The organism is Gilliamella sp. Gris3-2 (assembly GCF_001690345.1).
In the GTDB taxonomy this organism is placed as follows: domain Bacteria; phylum Pseudomonadota; class Gammaproteobacteria; order Enterobacterales; family Orbaceae; genus Gilliamella; species Gilliamella bombi.
Genome location: NZ_LZHB01000083.1, coordinates 1 through 18,634, shown reverse-complemented (window position 1 = coordinate 18,634; position 18,634 = coordinate 1). Strand labels below are relative to the sequence as shown.

General features: G+C 35.2%; 15 protein-coding genes and 1 pseudogene. 5 read left to right on the top strand and 11 right to left on the bottom strand.

What is annotated here, in order from left to right; genetic code table 11:
- Nucleotides 1-12: 12 nt before the first annotated feature.
- The 8 genes and pseudogenes from tssH to tssB (A9G32_RS12120) all read right to left on the bottom strand — a co-directional run bounded on the left by tssH (nucleotide 13) and on the right by tssB (A9G32_RS12120) (nucleotide 10,390).
- Complete coding sequence (tssH, locus tag A9G32_RS12160) at nucleotides 13-2,835, bottom strand: type VI secretion system ATPase TssH (protein WP_065590675.1); 2,823 nt, start codon at nucleotides 2,833-2,835, stop codon at nucleotides 13-15.
- Between the two features lie 77 nt (nucleotides 2,836-2,912).
- Nucleotides 2,913-3,401 (bottom strand): Hcp family type VI secretion system effector, encoded by a 489-nt coding sequence (locus tag A9G32_RS12155; RefSeq protein ID WP_065590676.1) that lies wholly within the window; start codon nucleotides 3,399-3,401, stop codon nucleotides 2,913-2,915.
- 36 nt (nucleotides 3,402-3,437) lie between these two features.
- Nucleotides 3,438-5,198: an OmpA family protein gene (locus A9G32_RS12150; RefSeq protein WP_065590677.1), complete on the bottom strand. Its 1,761-nt coding sequence runs from the start codon at nucleotides 5,196-5,198 to the stop codon at nucleotides 3,438-3,440.
- A gap of 10 nt (nucleotides 5,199-5,208) precedes the next feature.
- Complete coding sequence (tssL, locus tag A9G32_RS12145) at nucleotides 5,209-5,874, bottom strand: type VI secretion system protein TssL, short form (protein WP_065590678.1); 666 nt, start codon at nucleotides 5,872-5,874, stop codon at nucleotides 5,209-5,211.
- Nucleotides 5,875-5,884: 10 nt separating this feature from the next.
- The gene (gene tssK / locus A9G32_RS12140; protein WP_065590679.1) at nucleotides 5,885-7,237 is read right to left on the bottom strand and encodes a type VI secretion system baseplate subunit TssK; all 1,353 of its coding nucleotides are present in this window, start codon (nucleotides 7,235-7,237) and stop codon (nucleotides 5,885-5,887) included.
- A gap of 27 nt (nucleotides 7,238-7,264) precedes the next feature.
- Entirely contained in the window at nucleotides 7,265-8,797 is a 1,533-nt protein-coding gene (gene tssC, locus A9G32_RS12135) for a type VI secretion system contractile sheath large subunit (protein WP_065590680.1), read from the bottom strand.
- 75 nt (nucleotides 8,798-8,872) lie between these two features.
- Nucleotides 8,873-9,373, bottom strand: a complete 501-nt coding sequence (gene tssB / locus A9G32_RS12130; protein ID WP_065590681.1) for a type VI secretion system contractile sheath small subunit — start codon at nucleotides 9,371-9,373, stop codon at nucleotides 8,873-8,875.
- Nucleotides 9,374-9,897: 524 nt separating this feature from the next.
- A pseudogene (gene tssB / locus A9G32_RS12120) lies at nucleotides 9,898-10,390 on the bottom strand (type VI secretion system contractile sheath small subunit).
- 241 nt (nucleotides 10,391-10,631) lie between these two features.
- Here tssB (A9G32_RS12120) and A9G32_RS12115 point away from each other — a divergent pair.
- The 5 genes from A9G32_RS12115 (at nucleotide 10,632) to lysS (ending at nucleotide 15,809) form a co-directional block, all read left to right on the top strand.
- A complete protein-coding gene (locus A9G32_RS12115; protein WP_065590683.1) occupies nucleotides 10,632-11,360 on the top strand; it encodes a type 1 glutamine amidotransferase in 729 nt (242 codons plus the stop codon).
- A 25-nt stretch (nucleotides 11,361-11,385) separates the two neighbouring features.
- The gene (locus A9G32_RS12110) at nucleotides 11,386-12,237 is read left to right on the top strand and encodes a VanW family protein (protein ID WP_218055910.1); all 852 of its coding nucleotides are present in this window, start codon (nucleotides 11,386-11,388) and stop codon (nucleotides 12,235-12,237) included.
- A gap of 121 nt (nucleotides 12,238-12,358) precedes the next feature.
- The gene (locus tag A9G32_RS12105) at nucleotides 12,359-12,985 is read left to right on the top strand and encodes a Fe-Mn family superoxide dismutase (RefSeq protein WP_065590685.1); all 627 of its coding nucleotides are present in this window, start codon (nucleotides 12,359-12,361) and stop codon (nucleotides 12,983-12,985) included.
- Between the two features lie 177 nt (nucleotides 12,986-13,162).
- Nucleotides 13,163-14,261 (top strand): peptide chain release factor 2 gene (prfB, locus tag A9G32_RS12100; RefSeq protein ID WP_141672913.1). Its coding sequence is split into 2 segments (ribosomal slippage): nucleotides 13,163-13,237 and nucleotides 13,239-14,261, totalling 1,098 coding nucleotides; the frame shifts between segments, so codons are not numbered across the junction.
- A 30-nt stretch (nucleotides 14,262-14,291) separates the two neighbouring features.
- The gene (gene lysS, locus A9G32_RS12095; RefSeq protein WP_065561673.1) at nucleotides 14,292-15,809 is read left to right on the top strand and encodes a lysine--tRNA ligase; all 1,518 of its coding nucleotides are present in this window, start codon (nucleotides 14,292-14,294) and stop codon (nucleotides 15,807-15,809) included.
- 315 nt (nucleotides 15,810-16,124) lie between these two features.
- Here the strand turns inward: lysS and A9G32_RS12090 are convergent, their stop codons facing one another.
- The 3 genes from A9G32_RS12090 to A9G32_RS12080 all read right to left on the bottom strand — a co-directional run.
- Nucleotides 16,125-17,393, bottom strand: a complete 1,269-nt coding sequence (locus A9G32_RS12090; protein ID WP_218055909.1) for a uracil-xanthine permease family protein — start codon at nucleotides 17,391-17,393, stop codon at nucleotides 16,125-16,127.
- Between the two features lie 93 nt (nucleotides 17,394-17,486).
- Nucleotides 17,487-18,113, bottom strand: a complete 627-nt coding sequence (upp, locus tag A9G32_RS12085) for a uracil phosphoribosyltransferase (RefSeq protein ID WP_034910795.1) — start codon at nucleotides 18,111-18,113, stop codon at nucleotides 17,487-17,489.
- A 343-nt stretch (nucleotides 18,114-18,456) separates the two neighbouring features.
- A partial coding sequence (locus A9G32_RS12080; protein ID WP_141672912.1) for an integrase core domain-containing protein occupies nucleotides 18,457-18,634 on the bottom strand: 178 nt, incomplete at its 5' end.

Genomic DNA, 18,634 nt, shown 5'->3' with positions numbered 1-18,634 from the left:
CCTATTTATTTTTTACTCTGTACGACTAGCTGTTTCTTTTTCTAATTGTTTTTTATTACTGTCTTTTTCCTCTATTTTTGATACTTTTGAGGATGCTTTTTTTACCGTTGTTGCCTTTTTAGCTTTTGTTGGCTTAGTTTTACTATTTTTCGTTACCCATTCAAGTACAATGCCATCTGTTTCGCTAAAGTCGAGTTGTAACGTTAGTGATTGATTATTTTGGCTGTTATCCTGCTGTAGTAACAAGTTAGAAACTACTGGTAAGATTTGTTGATTTAAAATACTATCGATATTACGAGCACCTGTATCTGGCAATAAGCAAGCTGAAACTAAAGTATCGTAAAGTTTTTGACCAACATTAAACTCAATTTTGTAATGTTTTTGTAATCGAGAGGCGACTTTATTTAATTTCATTTCAACAATTTTGCGTAGTGCAACATCATCTAATGGTTTATAAATGACAGTTTGAAAACGCGCTAATAATGCTGGTTGAAAGTGTTCACGTATAATAGGGCGCAATAATTCTTGCTGTGTTGCAATATCAGCATTTGGCATTTCATCAAATAATGCCATTAATTCATCGCTGCCTAGGTTAGAAGTCATTAATATTAAGGTATTACGGAAATCAATTTCACGGCCTTCACCATCTCGCATAAAACCACGATCGAATACTTGATAAAATAGATTCAATACATCACGATGCGCTTTTTCGACCTCATCCAATAATACAACGCTATATGGGCGTTTACGGACGGCTTCAGTCAATATTCCACCTTGACCATAACCCACATATCCTGGTGGTGATCCTTTGAGTTGTGATACGGTATGAGCTTCTTGATACTCTGACATATTAATGGTGATCAAAGATTGTTCGCCACCGAAGAGTGTATCAGCTAAAGCTAAAGCTGTTTCGGTTTTACCTACACCAGATGGTCCGACTAATAAGAATACTCCAATCGGCGCATCTTCTGAGGTTAGCCCCGTTTTTGCGGCACGAATCCGTTTAGCGATGTCAAAAAGCGCGTTATCTTGACCAACAACACGTAAACGCAAATCATCTTCTAACATAAGCAAATGGCTTTGTTCATCTTTTAGTAGGCTTTCTAATGGCACTCCGGTCCAATCGGCAATAATTGAAGAGACAATTCGGCTATCAACATCAAGTGACAATAAAGGTAAATTTTTTTGTAGTTCACTTAATTTTTGCTGTGTTGCAATCAGTTGCTTTTGAATTTTTTTATCTTGTTTTAGTGTTAATTTTTGTCGTAACTCAATTAGTGTTTCAACAAGTTTTTTCTCTTTTTCAAATTGTATTTGTTGATTGGTTAATTTTTTTTGTAATTCGCCTAGTTGTAAATCGATTTCCCCCATACGATCTGTTGATAGCTGTTCTCCTAATACTACATCAGCTTCTATTGCTTCTTGTTCTATTGTCAATGAGGCAATTTTGGCTTCAAGCAACGTGATTGATTCAGGTATTGTATCTAGCCCCATGCGAACCCTTGCTGAAGCTGTGTCAAGCAGATCAACGGCTTTATCTGGCAGTTGACGACCACTGATATAACGTCGAGAAAGCGAAACCGCTGTTTTAACAGCTTCGTCCAGTATATGTACACCATGGTGTTTTGCGTATCGTGATTTTAAACCACGTAGCATAAGACAGGCTTTCTCGTCATCAGGCTCATCAACTTTAACAATTTGAAAACGGCGCTCTAACGCAGCATCTTTTTCAAAATATTGTTTGTATTCAGACCATGTTGTAGCAGCAATTGTACGTAATTCACCTCTAGCTAGTGCAGGTTTTAATAAATTTGCTGCATCAGCTCCACCAGCTGAATTGCCTGCACCAATAATGGTGTGCGCCTCATCAATAAACAGTAATATTGGGTTCGGTGATTGTTGAACAGCTTCAATCACATTTTTTAATCTTTGTTCAAATTCACCTTTTACGCCAGCACCAGCTTGTAGCAAGCCAAGATCAAGCATTAATATGCTAACCTTTTCAAGATTCTTAGGCACGTTGCCTTCTGCAATACGAAGCGCCAATCCTTCAACTAATGCCGTTTTACCTACGCCAGGTTCCCCCACTAAGATTGGGTTATTTTTGCGACGACGAGATAAAATATCGATCATTTGCCTTATTTCACTATCGCGACCAAATACAGGATCAATTTTACCTGTTTTCGCTTTTTCGGTAATATCTTCAGTAAATCGACTAAGCGCTGCTTGATAATGTTTTTGTTGCACAGCTTGTTGTTGGTTATTTTTAGTCTCAGCTGTTTGCGAATCCTGATTAGTATCAATTTTTGATTGGGATGTACTATCGATATCATTATTTGAATGATAGCTGTATTGATTTACTGGGTTTTCATCTGATATTTCATTTAATTGAGTACGCATTTTTTGTAATGACACAACGGATAAGCTAAGCAATTGCCATGCATCTTGTGCTTTTAAGCAATGAGGCATCTCTTGTAGCACTTGTAAAATATGTACTGAACGAATGACATCTTCTTGATCTTCAAGTGAAGCCTTTAACCATGCTGATTGTAATACTGCAATCAACGATGACGATAAACTAGGTTTTGTATTAATTGTGTGTGGTAAAATGTCTAAATAATTCAATAATCCTTGCCAGACTTTGTCCATATCTAGTTGGTAATGTCTTGCAATAAATGAAATATCACCAGCACCTTGTTCTAATAATTTTAATAGCCAATGTTCAAGTGTAATTTCTGGATGTGCTCTCGTTTGACATAATTCTGCCGCAGCTTCAAGTGCTCTTGCACAATACGGATTGAGTCGCCTTAATAAAACAGAAGGATCGGCAATCATTACTATTCCTTTCGTTATGTTATTGTTTATAAAAAAATGTTGATTCTGCCGTAATGGCAGAATCAACAAAAACCACATTAGGCTCTACTTTCAACCCAGCTATCTGAGTGAATGATGTTGCCATCTTTATAAGTCCAAGTGATTTTTTCGTAACGTAGTTCGATACGCTCTAAGTGATTGTATTGTTCTTTTGTTGGATCTTTAATGTTGTGCATTTCAGGTTTAATAGAAACAATTTTTACGTTATCCATTAATGTATTGAAATATTCAATTTCCTGACCTGCATCATTAATTTTGTACCATTTGATTTCAACAGACTTTAAGTTTTGGCCTGTAGTTACAGCTTTGTAAAGATAAGGTGATGAAGCATCAACTTCTTTAACAAATTCAAGTGCTTTATGAACGCGAGTTCCGGTTAATTTACCTGTATTACCATCGGTTGGAATGTAGACTTTGTGATCAAATTCAACCACTTCAACACTACCTTCACGTCCTACTACAGTTACAGAACCTTTAATTTCTGCACCACCATCGTCTTTTAAAAACATATACGCTGGAACTGCCATTGTTTTTACTCCTTTTTTGATTATTATTAAACACTCTTAGTTTTCATTTGCCAAAATACAATTTGACATTTGAGGAACTAAGCTAATTTCTACTCGCCGGTTTTGTGCTCGACCTTCCAGTGTGTCGTTACTAACTAGCGGTTTTTTTGCTCCATACCCTTGTATTGCAAAACAGGTTTCAGGGATATCACTAGCTTTTATAATCCAGTTTCGTACTGCTGTTGCACGCTCAAGTGATAATTGAATATTTTTATTTTCATCACCAGTGGAGTCAGTATGCCCTGCAACTAAAATAAGCCACCCTGTTCCCTGGTTAGCATTTATTTGTTTTTTCATTTCAACTAATGCATTGACTAATATTTTGGTTGAATCTGATTTTAAGCTTGATTGGCCACTTTCAAATAATGCTAAACTATCTAGGCGAATCACGGATGGTACTTCTTTCATGATAACTTTTTCTTCTTTAATAATAATTTTTTCTGGCTCTGGTGGTTTAGCAACATAATCACTCATAGAGACATTTAAAGGCTCAAGTAATTGTTGTCCATGATAAAGTCCCATACCTAAACGAACAGGTTCCCCTTGAGCTAAATATTGATTTAACATTGCTCTATCGTCTTTAAGTAACTCAAGTGCTTGTCGCTTTTCTTCATAACTGTCCATCGAAATTAAATGGTAATGTCGAATATCATTTTGTATTTGATCTGAAAGTTTAATATTGTTCCAAAAAGATGCGCCTAAGCATCCCATAATAAATATGGACGTGATTGTAATTAATCCACAGACCATCGTGGCAATAGGCGAAAATGGGTAAGCTATTGGCATAAATTTAATTAAGGAATCGGGCGGACTTACATTATCTTCAATTTTATGGTTATTTGGCAGTGGTAAAGTCGTGATGCTTTCCCATTGTTTTTGCATAATATTGTTATTTACAATAGATTGATTTATAGGATAAATCGCTATCCCCGTTGGCTTACATTTTGCTATAGGCTGTTTTGGATCAATTAATGTTGATAATACGATTTGTTCAATCCAAGATTGTGTTTCGTTTAGCAATGGTCTTAATCGTAATCGTCTTTCTCGTTCGCTTGAAGGCGTTTTAATATCATTAACCCAATTGTTTAGAGGCGATAAATAACGATCAAGCAGAAATAATTTGTGATCGACTAATTGAAACCAATAAACAGGTAATGGATTTTGTTCATCATAAATTAAATTATTTAGACCAATATGTGTCGATAAGTAAACAGGCAGTTGATATTTTGCAATGCGACATGTATCTGCCCATGATTGACGAAATGCCTGTAGTTTAGCAATGAATAACCCTTGTTTATCCTCAAGTTCAGGCGTTAAAGCAAGAAATATGCCTACTCGCCCTATCATATCTGGCCATTTTGAAATTAATGAATCATAAACGATAGGTAAATGAGAATATTCTTCAACATAAATCCATACCGCTTCGGATGAAACAACAATATTCGATTCTGCTATGGATAGATCTTCTGGAAAAAAGTCTTTTGCTGCACTACCAGTTACCAATAAGATAGGTAATCGATAACGTTGCCTTGCTGGTAATAAATCAAGCTTTTGGGTTAAAAAGTCAATATTTGTTGTTGATAAAGCAAGCATCCGCCGATAGCGTTGCATTCGCCATAGCAAACCACCTGCAATAACTAAAACTAAAATCGTACCAATAATTTTCCAACCGACTGTTATTGGTAAAAATACAAATAGTAACAATAAGCTTAATATAGCAGCATAAATGATTTGAATTCGTTTAGGGTAATCGCTCATAAATTCCCCTTTAACCTACAATTTTTTTAATCAACGTATCAAGTCGATAATCTAATAAAAAGTAAAGAACAATAACCAACAAAACGGATAACGCAGTACAAGATAACAGCATCGTTTTGCGTCCTAAATAACGATAAGTTTTGGTTTGTTCAATAATAGGATGAGCTTGTTCTGGCTCGTACTCTCGTACAGCTTCACGCAGGGCTAAAACCAAGTGTTCCCTTTCCATTTGAGGTTTATCTAGATAGCACCCTTGAAAGCCAAGCCCAAGCACTCTGTCAAAGCAACTTAATACTAATGGATCTTTTTTATCTGCTTTTAAGCGTCCGCGAATTTTTTCAAATAAATCATAACCAGCATTATGTGTATTAAAAAAGATGACTTGTAATGGTGCGCCTAACCACTCATCATAATCTTGTTTTTCGGGTTTATCACGATGGCGAAGTAATACTGTTTCATCTAATAATGCACATAGGGCATAACTTATATCATCAATCACATCTTGACTATATTGTGCCTTATATAACGTCTCACGAACGGTCGTCACTTGCTGTTTACAAAGTTCATATAATTTATGTCCTGATGGAATATCCGCTTTCGCTTTTAATTGGACAACAACTAATATTGAATCTCGTAATAATTCATCAATGACTATTGTTTGTGGTTCTATACTCATAATCTTGACCCTATGATCGCAAAACTGCGAAAAGTTCTAGTGAAATATCTGGCATTGCTCTTGGCACATAAAACTCACAACAGCGAGTTTGCAACATATTTTTTGCTGCAATATGCGATAGATCTAGTGCAAAATATTGATTTTCTAAACGCATAGGTATTGCCGCCGGAACATGGCTAAGCGCTTTTATTGGTATACCCGATAATGCTGAATGTATAATTTGCCTTACATCATCTGGTGCACCAGCTTTACATAATATTGGAAACTGAGACTGTAATTGATGTCCAGGCAGACTTGAACGTACAGAGAGATAAAAATCAGCATCTTCAACAAGACGAGAATCGTTTAAGCGACCTGTCCATAATGTATCTTTATTATGGACCAAATCAATTTTAATCACTCGAGATGGTAAGCTTTCTTCTAATAAATTACGCACTAATCCAAATAATGGTGGGAAAACTTCATTAAGGTTGGTGTGTTGATAAGCTGGAATTTTATCAACATCATTTGCTAATGAAAACGTTAACAATGCACCTGTTAATGCCGTTAATGTTTGGTAAAGGTTTTCTGGGTGAATAGTTGGATTATCACGTAAAAATTTAAGTTGAGGCTCAAATGTGTTTAGTGCATTTAAAAGCCAAAACAGGGATACATCAGCTATTGCAAATTCAGCCATTTGTTCGTTACGTTCATGTCTCATGCCCATTAAACGTTGACGTTTAGCCTGTATTTGGATACATAATAGTTCTAACTCTTTTATTAATGTTCCACTTTGAGTGAATAAATTAATTAGTGGAGGAAGATATTCAAAATCAAGTACAAAACGACCATTTAGATCACGCTTAAGGCATGCAATTGGGCATGTTAAATAATCACTATGATCTTCAAAATCAAATAAAAAAGTTAACGCATAACGCTCAACAGCGATTGTTTCAGCATTTTGTCCAAATAGATCTACCACTTCTACCCATTCTTGTCGATAGCGAAGTGGTCTTTCAAGTTGTTGATTGTCTTGTAGACAGTTCCCCCCATTAGCTTGTAGCAATGGTATTCCAATAAATACAATGACTTCTTCACGCTCAGGTGGAACATCCGTATTTAGTGTTCTAGCTTCGGGTAATTTATCAGCAGCATCAGTATTAATCAGCACTCCATCACGAAAGCGAATACTAATAGATTCTGCCTGCAAGCGATCGATTGTCAGTGCTTGCGTATCTATGACTAATTTTTCAATACCCCATGGGTTAGCTACTGCCATAGCTGCTAACTTTTGAGAGGAAAACTGTTGCCATAACGCCTGTTGCTGAAATTGTTGAGGTGTCAAAAAGACACCTTCATTCCATAAAGGACGAAAAATTTTCATGAATCCTACCACCCAGATTGTTTGATATTAAGCTTTAGCTTTTGGCATTTGTGATACCATCGATAAATTAATATCCATTCCTTCAACTTGGAAATGTGGGATTAAAAATGTTTTAACACGGAAGAATCCTGGGTTATCCTCAATATCTTCAACAATAACTTTTGCTTCTCGTAATGGATGAGATGCTTGAACTTCGTCACTAGGATCGGTCATTTCAGTCACAAGGTTACTAATCCATTTATTTAACTCAAGTTCAAGAACTCGACGATCTTTTGTTGTTCCAATATTTTCTCGCTGAATCACTTTTAAATAATGAGCAATACGTGATAATAAGAAAATATATGGTAAGCGTGCATTAATACGGCTATTTGCTGTTGCTTCTTTTGTATCATATAGCGCTGGTTTTTGTGCCGAATTTGCAGAGAAGAAACAAGCATAATCTCTATTTTTATAGAAAGAGAGCGGTATAAAACCTAAATTAGCAAATTCAAATTCACGTGTTTCTGGGATAAGAACTTCAGTTGGGATCTTAACTTGGTTTCCTGTACCTAAATCGTAAAGATGGATAGGTAAATCTTCGACAAGTCCTCCAGCTTGTGGACCTCGAATTTGCACACACCAACCATTACGAATAAAACTTTGTACCATGTTAGCAGCAAAAGCATACGAAGCGTTAGCCCATAAATAACGACTATGTTCAATGCCTTTAACATCTTCAATATAGTTAAAACTACGGACAGGTACTGTATCAGGACCATAAGGTAAACGAGCTAATACTCTTGGTAATGTTAAGCCAACATAACGTGAATCATCCGTTTCGCGGAAACTGTTCCATTTTGTATATTCAGCTCGATCAAAATAATTTGCAATGTCTTTAATTGCAGCAACTTCTTCCATGGTTTCTTTACCAAAGAATTTTGGACCGACAGAACCAACAAATGGCATATGTGCCGCAGCTGCAACTTTTGAAATATTACGTAATAAAGCAATATCTTGTGGACCTCGATCAAACTCATAATTCGAGATAGTTACACCTATAGGTTCTCCACCTGGTGTATCATATTCTTGAATATAAGTATGACGATAAAACCCTGTTTGTATGATTTCTGGGGCATCTTCAAAATCTTGGCGAAGATCTTCTTTTGAAGCATCTAATAATTCAATTTTTACGTTGCGTCGGAAATCAGTACGATCCACTAAAAATTTTAAACCACGCCATGTCGCTTCAATTTCTTGGAACGTTTCGTTATGCATAATTGCATCTAATTGTCGGCTCAGTTTTTGGTCGATTTGGCTAATATGGTAATCTAATAAATGTTTGTCTAGTTTTTCAACTTTTTGAGATGAGCCTTGAATCAATTTGAGTAAAATATCAACAGCCATCGTGACACGTTCATCTTGTGAGGACTCAAATAATACATCATTATCTTCGTATTTATCGATCTCACCAGCTTTTTGGATTGGATTTAAATTTATTTTATTAAATAAAGATTGGTAAACACTACCATTATCTTCTAAAACGGTTTGGTTAACACTTTTTTGTTCTGTTTTTTCGTTCATTGCTTTTTTCCTTATTGTTCATCAATAACGATATAATTTATTTCGAAAGTAACTAGATAATTTATTTAAAAACATTTATTTTGTGTTTTTAGATACAATTGATTCTAATTCTGCACGAAGCTCATCAGATAATTGTTCATCTTTAACAATTTTCTCTAGTTCGTAACGAAATGTAGCGTTGTCTAGTAAGTTAGATTTCAAATCTCTTAATAAATTACGCATAGCAAGCAAAGAACGAAGCTGAGGAATGTTTCTTGCAACTTGTTCAGGTTTAAAATCATTCATTGATTCAAAAGCAAGTTCTACACTAATATCGCTACCATCATCTGCAAGAGTATTTGGTACATTAATTTTGGCAGAAGGTCTAAATTCTTTTAATACTGCATCAAAATTATTTTTATTAATGGAGACTTTCTCTTTTTCTGAAAGTGGACGTTTGTCTTTACCACGACCATAATCACCAATAGATAAAATTTTTAAAGGTAACTCAACTTTCTTTTGAGCCCCACCAGTATGAAGATCTAGTTGAATATTAACACGAGCAGGAGGTACTTCGTTTTGATAGCTATTTGACATATTTGATTCCTTATGAAACACGAATAAATTAATAATTTCTTAAATAATATAAATAGATAACCTTTATAATATAATAAATTACTCTATTTTTCTACAATTTTTGATAAAATTCCAAATACTATTAATACTTTACCCATAAAAAACCTAGATATCTTTATCATTAAAACAGTGTAAAAAATTGATAAATAATGAACTATTTTTATTCAATGAACATATTTTTAAAGGTATTGTCGAGTATAAAAAAAGCGAATAACAAATATTTTTTATTCATATTATAAATTGTATAAAAACAACGAGTTGTTTGCACTTCATGATTAAAATAATTCTCAAAAAACTTATAAGGCGTTTTTCCTAAAATCGCTTTATGCGGTTTAACGGTATTATAAAAATTAATAAAGCGTTTTTGTTTCCTATCTTTTGAATCGCTAAATATTTGCTGATTATGCAATATTTTCATTAAAGTTCGTATCACTGTTTTTGCTTCCCTATTCGTTTATGAACAGGTTGGTTTGGTGAATTTTTGATTAATACGATGGTTTTAACAAATAAGTGTTCACTTGTGCCTTGATATTCACGTCCATTTTAACAATTTTCTCTAGTCCGTAACGGGATGTAGCGTGGTTTAGTAAGTTGGGGTTCAAATCTCTTAATAAATTACGTATAGCAAGTAAAGATCGAAGTTGAGGGATGTTTTTTGCAACTTGTTCAGATTTAAAATCATTCATTGATTTGAAAGTGAGTTCTATACTAATATAGCTACTATCATCAACAAGAGTATTCGGTACATTAATTTTGGCAGAAGGTTTGAACTCTTTTAATACTGCATGAAAATTATTCTTATTGATTAATACTTTTTCTTTCTTTTTCTGAAAGTGGGAGTTTATCTTTGCCTCGACCATAATCGCCAATAGATAAAATTTTTAATGGAGATCAATTTTTTTGTGCTCCACCAGTATGAAAATCTAATTGAATATTGACACGAGCAGGAGGTACTTCGTTTTGATAGCTATTTGACATATTTTATTTCTTATAAAGCTTATTATTTATATACTCGAAAAAAATAAATACTTTCACATGACAAATTATCCTATTTTTTTAAATTACAATAAAAATCTAGATGTTATGAATATAAAAAATTTTTAATATCAATTTGGATTCACTGCAGTATGCAGAATTATCTTGTTTTTATTAATAGCAATATGCGCATATTTTTAGTAAACATTTCCAATGTGTTATAAGGTAAAATAAGGAGTTATTAATGCATATACATTTTATTATTCATGAAGCTTTTGAAGCACCTGGTGCCTATGAGCAATGGGCTATGATGCATCATCACACTATAACTTATTCTCGCGTTTACCTTAATGAACCACTTCCTAATAGCATTGATGATATCGACTTTCTTATTGTTATGGGCGGTCCACAGTCACCATCAACTACCAAACAAGAATGCGCTCATTTTGATTCTAAAGCAGAACAAGCCATTATTTTATCTGCAATAAAAGCAGAGAAAGTAGTCATTGGTGTATGTCTTGGTTCACAATTAATCGGTGAAGCTTTAGAGGCAAGTTATAGCAATAGCCCAGAAAAAGAAATTGGCAAATTCCCTATTGTATTAACTCAAATCGGTAAAACAAATCCTTTATTTACTGATTTTGGTAGCACATTAGAAGTCGGTCATTGGCACAATGATATGCCAGGTTTAACCAAAGATGCTCAAATTATTGCTTATAGTGAAGGGTGTCCTCGTCAAATCATTGCATACAGTAAATTTGTTTATGGTTTCCAATGCCATATGGAGTTAACACCTGAAGTAGTCGAATTATTAATTACCCATTCACAAAAGGAACTTAGCCAAGCAGAAAAATACCGCTTTGTCGATACACCTGATAAGCTTCGCTCTCATGATTACACTGAAATGAATCAAAAACTTTTCACTTTTCTCGACAAGTTAAGCCAACGCTATCTGTCACCTTTAGAAAAATAACTGATTATATCTTGTCGATAAGGGAATGGAAAATATGCAGGATATTATTATCGATAAACCGATAAAACGCAGTAAATTAAGGCTAAAATTAGGCAAAGAATATTTTATCTTAAAACGAAAATTTGATTGGTGGCGACATCGTAACGCATATTGCACTGTCGACATAAATAATAATACATGTTGTTATTCACACAAAAAACATCAGTCTGTTTTATTAAGACAACTAAAAGATGTTGATATGTATTTACAATATAACAAAATCACTAATCTTAGATTAGCAATTGAAAAACTTAATGGTTCAATCATTAAGCCTAATCAACGTTTTTCGATCTGGCAAAAAGTAGGACGCCCATCCAAAAAACGGGGATTTTTAGAAGGACTATCATTACATAATGGACAGATAGGCAAAGATATTGGTGGAGGATTATGCCAATTAGGTAATTTGATTTATTGGATTGTATTACACTCCGATCTTACAATCATAGAACGTTGGCGTCATAGTTTTGATGTTTTTCCCGATATTAATCGAACGATTCCTTTTGCTTGTGGCGCCACCTTATCTTATAACTATGTAGATTTACAGTTAATCAATAAAACCAATAGCACTTACCGGCTTAATCTTTGGCTTGATGATCAATATTTACATGGCGAATTACTTGCTGATACCCCCTTAAGTAATCATTATGAAATCCTAGAAACCGATCATCGTATTGAACAACAATGGTGGGGAGGTTATACCAGACATAATAAAATATGGCAACGTAAAACACATTTAATTGATAACCATGTTGAAGAAAAGCTCATCAGCGAAAACCACGCAATTATGATGTATACCCCATTTATAGCAAATAATGAAGACGAATTGAAAAAGCAATAGTCATTCTGATAACAGATAGTCACTAACTATCTAAGTGATAGTTTGAGAGCTATACTAATAGCCCGTATACTCATGAAATAAAGTAGTTAATAATACCTAATATATGAAAGGAGCAAATTTCATGGCTTATACTTTACCTCCATTACCTTATGCTTATGATGCATTAGAACCTTATATTGATTCTGAAACTATGCATCTGCATCACGATAAACATCATCAAACCTATGTGAACAATGCAAATGCCATTCTTGAAACTTTGCCAGCTGAATTAAAAGAACTTTGCCCTAGCACTTTGTTAAAAAATTTAGATAAAGTACCTGCTGACAAAATTACGGGTATTAAAAATAACGTAGGTGGTCATGTTAATCACACTCTTTTCTGGGAACTATTAAAAGTTGGTACTGAACTAAAAGGCGACCTAAAAGTGGCCATCGAAAAAGATTTTGGTTCAGTTGATGCATTTAAAGAAAAATTTGCAGCAGCGGCAGCAACTCGATTTGGTTCAGGTTGGGCTTGGTTAGTATTACAAAATGGTAAACTTGAAGTTGTTTCTACAGCCAATCAAGATTCACCGATAATGGGCGAAAAATTTGCTGGTGTTTCTGGTACGCCGATTTTAACACTAGATGTTTGGGAACATGCTTATTATTTGAAATATCAAAATCGCCGTGTTGATTACATTGGTGCATTTTGGAATGTAGTTAACTGGGATAAAGTTGCTGAGCTATACGCTGAAGCAAAAAAATAACTTGATTGTACTCATATTCTTTTCACCTTAAAAAATGGCGCCTAGTGCGCCATCTTTTCTTTTCGAGCACTGAGTCAAAGTCAAAAATAGTAATTGGCAATTGCTAAATTATGCCCAAATCCGCTACAATGAACGCTTGTTTAATAAATCATAAAACAGAGCAACTCCATTTAAATCATGTTTGAAATTAATCCAGTTAAATCAAAGATAGCAGAACTTACCGAACGCACAGCCGTGATTCGGGGGTATCTTTGACTATGATCTAAAAAAAGAACGGCTCGAAGAAGTCAATGCCGAGCTAGAGCAATCCGAAGTATGGGCCGATCCAGAAAAAGCACAAGCGTTAGGTAAAGAACGCGTTGCACTTGATGAAATAATCAATACTATTCATTCATTAACTCAAGGTCTTGACGATGTTGAAGGCTTGCTTGAACTTGCTATTGAAGCTGAAGATCAAGATACTTTCGATGAAGCTAATTTTGAACTTGAACAGTTAGAGAAAAAACTGGCTGGACTTGAATTCCGACGAATGTTTTCTGGTAAATATGATAGTGCAGATTGTTATTTAGATATCCAATCAGGCTCAGGGGGAACTGAAGCACAAGATTGGGCAGAAATGTTACTTAGGATGTATTTACGCTGGGCTGAATCAAAAGGTTTTGCAACTGAAGTGATGGAAGTATCGGATGGTGATGTTGCTGGTATCAAATCGGCAACGATTAAAGTATCGGGTGATTATGCTTACGGTTGGTTACGCACAGAAACTGGAGTACACCGCCTAGTTCGTAAAAGTCCATTTGACTCAGGCAATCGACGCCATACCTCGTTTGCTTCTGTATTTGTTTATCCTGAAATTGATGATGATATTGATATCGACATTAACCCTGCCGATCTCCGTATTGATGTATACCGTTCGTCAGGCGCTGGTGGTCAACATGTAAATAAAACTGAGTCTGCTGTACGAATCACTCATATTCCTACGGGTATTGTTACTCAATGTCAAAATAACCGTTCACAACACAGCAATAAAGATCAAGCAATGAAACAGTTAAAAGCAAAACTGTATGAGCTTGAGATGCAAAAAAAGAATGCTGAAAAACAACAAATGGAAGAGACTAAATCTGACATTGGTTGGGGAAGCCAAATTCGCTCTTACGTACTTGATGATTCGCGTATCAAGGATTTGCGTACTGGCGTTGAAACTCGTAATACACAGGCCGTATTAGATGGCGATTTAGATCAATTTATTGAAGAAAGCTTAAAAGCAGGTTTATAAACCGCTTGGTTATAAATAAAAGGTAAAACTATGTCAACAGAGCAGCAAGATCAACAAAACCAAATTGAAGAGTTAAATAATGAACTAAAAGTACGTCGCGAAAAGCTCGCTCATCTTCGCGAACAAGGTATTGCTTTCCCTAATGATTTTCGCCGTGATGCGATTTCTAGTGATCTCCATAAACAATATGGCGATAAAACTAACGAAGAACTGATTGAAAAGAAAATTATTGTAACTGTGGCTGGCCGTATGATGATGCGTCGTATAATGGGTAAAGCCTCGTTTGTTTCTCTACAAGATGTTGCTGGACAAATCCAACTTTATGTTACTCGTGATGATCTCCCTGAAGGTTTTTATAACGAGCAATTTAAAAAATGGGATTTGGGAGATATTGTCGGCGCTAAAGGTTACCTATTTAAGACTAAAACTGGTGAGCTTTCTATCCACTGTGAAGAAATTCGTTTATTAACTAAAGCTCTTCGCCCATTACCTGATAAGTTTCATGGACTTGCCGATCAAGAAATGCGTTACCGTCAACGTTACTTGGATCTTATCACAAATCAAGAATCAAGAGAGACTTTTAAAGCGCGTTCCAAAGTTGTCAGTGAAATCCGCAACTTTATGATTGAAAACCACTTTATGGAAGTCGAAACGCCAATGATGCAGGTAATTCCGGGTGGTGCATCAGCTAAACCATTTATTACGCATCACAATGCGCTTGATTTAGATATGTATATGCGTATTGCGCCAGAACTTTATCTAAAACGATTAGTTGTAGGTGGCTTTGAGCGGGTATTTGAAATTAATCGCAACTTCCGAAATGAAGGCGTATCACCAAGACATAATCCAGAATTTACCATGATGGAAATGTACATGGCTTATGCTGATTACAAAGATCTGATCGTATTAACAGAAACATTATTCCGTCGTTTAGCTATTGCGGTAACAGGTGATGCTGTTGTGCAATATGGTGAACATACGTTTGATTTTGGTAAACCATTTATCAAAATGACCATGCGTGAAGCCATTTGCCATTACCGCCCTGAAACCAATAATGCAGACTTAGATGATTTTGATAAAGCTTGTGCTATTGCACAGTCAATTGGCATTAAAATTGAAAAAGGTTGGGGACTTGGTCGTGTTGTGACTGAAATTTTTGAAGAAGTGGCTGAATCGAACTTAATTCAACCAACTTTTATTACCGAATACCCAGCAGAAGTATCACCGCTTGCTCGCCGTAACGATGAAAACCCATTTGTGACTGATCGATTTGAATTTTTTATTGGTGGTCGTGAAATTGGTAATGGATTCTCAGAGCTTAATGATGCTGAAGATCAAGCTCAACGCTTTGCTGATCAAGTATCACAAAAAGATGCGGGTGATGATGAAGCGATGTTTTATGATGAAGATTATATTACAGCGCTGGAGCACGGTTTACCGCCTACAGCAGGACTTGGGATTGGTATTGACCGTACCGTGATGCTATTTACCAACAGCCACACGATTCGTGATGTAATTTTATTCCCAACCATGCGTCCAATCAAATAAAACGGTTTATCATTAAAAACACACTTATTTTTGGATAAGTGTGTTTTTATACTCAAACACATGCCTACCTGAAACTTTTTGACAAAAAACAGCGATAAGCATATAAAAACAAAAAATCCATTGAATATAAATACTGCATAATTCTATACATGGATTTTGAGCTAACTGTGAAGTGTGATAACCACCGTATTGATTAAAAATGCAAAAATAGGTTTACCACCAAAAAAATAGAAAGGCTAAAAAGAGTGATAGATTAATATAGTTATATTATAAATATCGTTGGCTATAAAAATAACCAACGATATAGCAGTTAATTTAGTGGCTATTAGTTGATTTGACTTGATGTGGCAAGATAAGATTTAACACAATAGCTAAAATACCGCACAAACTAATACCTTGCAGTGTATAAGAGCCAAAATCAAAGATCATCCCTCCAATACCAAAAACTAAAACTAATGAAACAATACACATATTACGCGGTACAGATAGATCGACTTTATGTTTCACTAAGATATTAATGCCCACTGATGCAATAGAACCAAACAGTAACACCATAATCCCCCCCATTACTACAGTTGGAATTGAACTTAAAAATGCACCAATTTTTCCGATAAAAGACATTAAAATTGCCCAAAAAGCTGCCCATGTCATTACTCGAGTTTTGAAATTGCGAGTTAGCGTTACTGCACCAATCACTTCTGCATAAGTAATACACGGTGGTCCACCAAAAAATCCTGCCATCGAAGTTGCTAGCCCATCACCAAGTAATGTACGCTGTAAACCGGGATCGCGTGTATAGTCTTTACCTGTTACCGAACCAATCGCCATAATATCACCAACATGTTCAATGGTTGGCGCAATGACAATTGGGATCATATACAAAATGGCTTGCCAGTGAAATTCAGGAAAAGTGAAATCGGGAACTTTAAACCATGGTGCGTCAATAATAGGCAGGAAATTGACAATACCAAACATGCAAGAGAGCGTATAACCAACTACAATACCTGAAATAATAGGTAATAATTTTAAAAAACCTTTTGCCCAAATAGCAACCACTAAAGTTGTTAATAATGATGCCATTGAAATAATAATCAATTGATAATTTTCGGCTTGCAGTCCACTATCTTTACCCATTGCCATACCTATAGTAACAGGTGCCAATGATAAACCAATAACCATAATAATTGGTCCAGTTACAACTGGTGGTAATATACGGTCAATAACATGGCTACCATTGATTTTTACTAAAAAAGCAAAAAATATAAAAACAAAACCCGCAGCCACTAAACCGCCTAAAGTGGCAGGAATGCCCCATTGAGCAACACCAAATGAAATAGGGGCAATAAAAGCAAATGATGACGCTAAAAATACAGGAACTTTACCTTTAGTTGTCAGTTGAAATAACAACGTACCAACACCAGCAGTAAAAAGAGCTACATTTGGGTTTAATTTTGTTAAAAGGGGAACTAATACCAAAGCCCCAAAGGCGACAAATAACATCTGTGCGCCGGTAAAAATATCTTGCCATGAATGCTTATGCTGTGATGTTATATTTTTTGTTTTATCTGTTGTGATATTGCTCACATCTCGCCTCTCTTACTTAACGAAGTTTATTGTATAACTTGCCTGATTAACAGGTATAAAAAAACCGGATTAACCGGTCTAAATTTTGAGATTTTATTTTGTGCCGAAGATTTTGTCTCCAGCATCACCCAGTCCAGGTAATATGTAGCCTTTTTCGTTCAACCTCTCATCAATCGATGCCGTATAAAGTTCAACATCAGGGTGAGCTTGTTCAAGCACTTTAATACCTTCTGGTGCAGCAACTAAAACTAATACTTTAATATTTTTACAACCTGCTTTTTTAAGTAAATCGATTGTCGCCACCATTGACCCACCTGTTGCTAACATTGGATCAACAACTAAAGCCATTCGCTCTTCAATATCCGAGGTTAGTTTTTGAAAATAAGGAACAGGTTCTAACGTTTCTTCGTTACGGTAAAACCCGACAACGCTAATACGGGCACTTGGCACATGCTCAAGCACACCATCCATCATACCTAAGCCGGCACGCAAAATAGGTACAACCGTAATTTTTTTACCCTTAATACGTTCTACTTGAACAGGTCCACACCAACCGTCTATTGTTACTGTTTCAGTAGGTAGATCAGCCGTTGCTTCATAAGTTAATAAACTGCCAACTTCACTGGCAAGATCACGAAAGTCTTTGGTGCTAATATCGTGTTCACGCATTAATCCAATTTTATGACGTACAAGAGGGTGTTTTACTTCAACTATTTTCATGGAGGGCCTCAGTGTTATTTTCTATAATCTGTTAGCTGGTATAAATAACCACTGAGCGATAATTCTAACATAGTTATCACTTTATGAAAACCTGAAATCAACAGCCTTATAGGCAATGTAAATATTGATAAAAAATAAAAATAAAAAAATTTAACGATAAAAATCAGTTTTATTTTCGTTTTTTTTTCATTAAAATAGCCGTCCCAAATAATTTATTTCAGTAATTAATTTAAAAAAGGAATATAGGAATGAATTGGTTTATTGACTGTATTACAAAAAATTATGCAAATTTTAATGGACGAGTGTAAATACCCCAAACTTAGTACACAACTCACGTAGAAAATCATGCTGCTTGTTTTAGTGTTTTATACTCAATCGGTGTCATGTTATTTAATGCCTCATGTGGTCTTTCGGTGTTATAAATCGTTAACCATTCTTCGGTTATTCTCCTTGCTTGTGCTAAGTTGTTAAAAAGATATAAATCGAGTACTTCAGTACGATAGGTACGATTAAATCGTTCA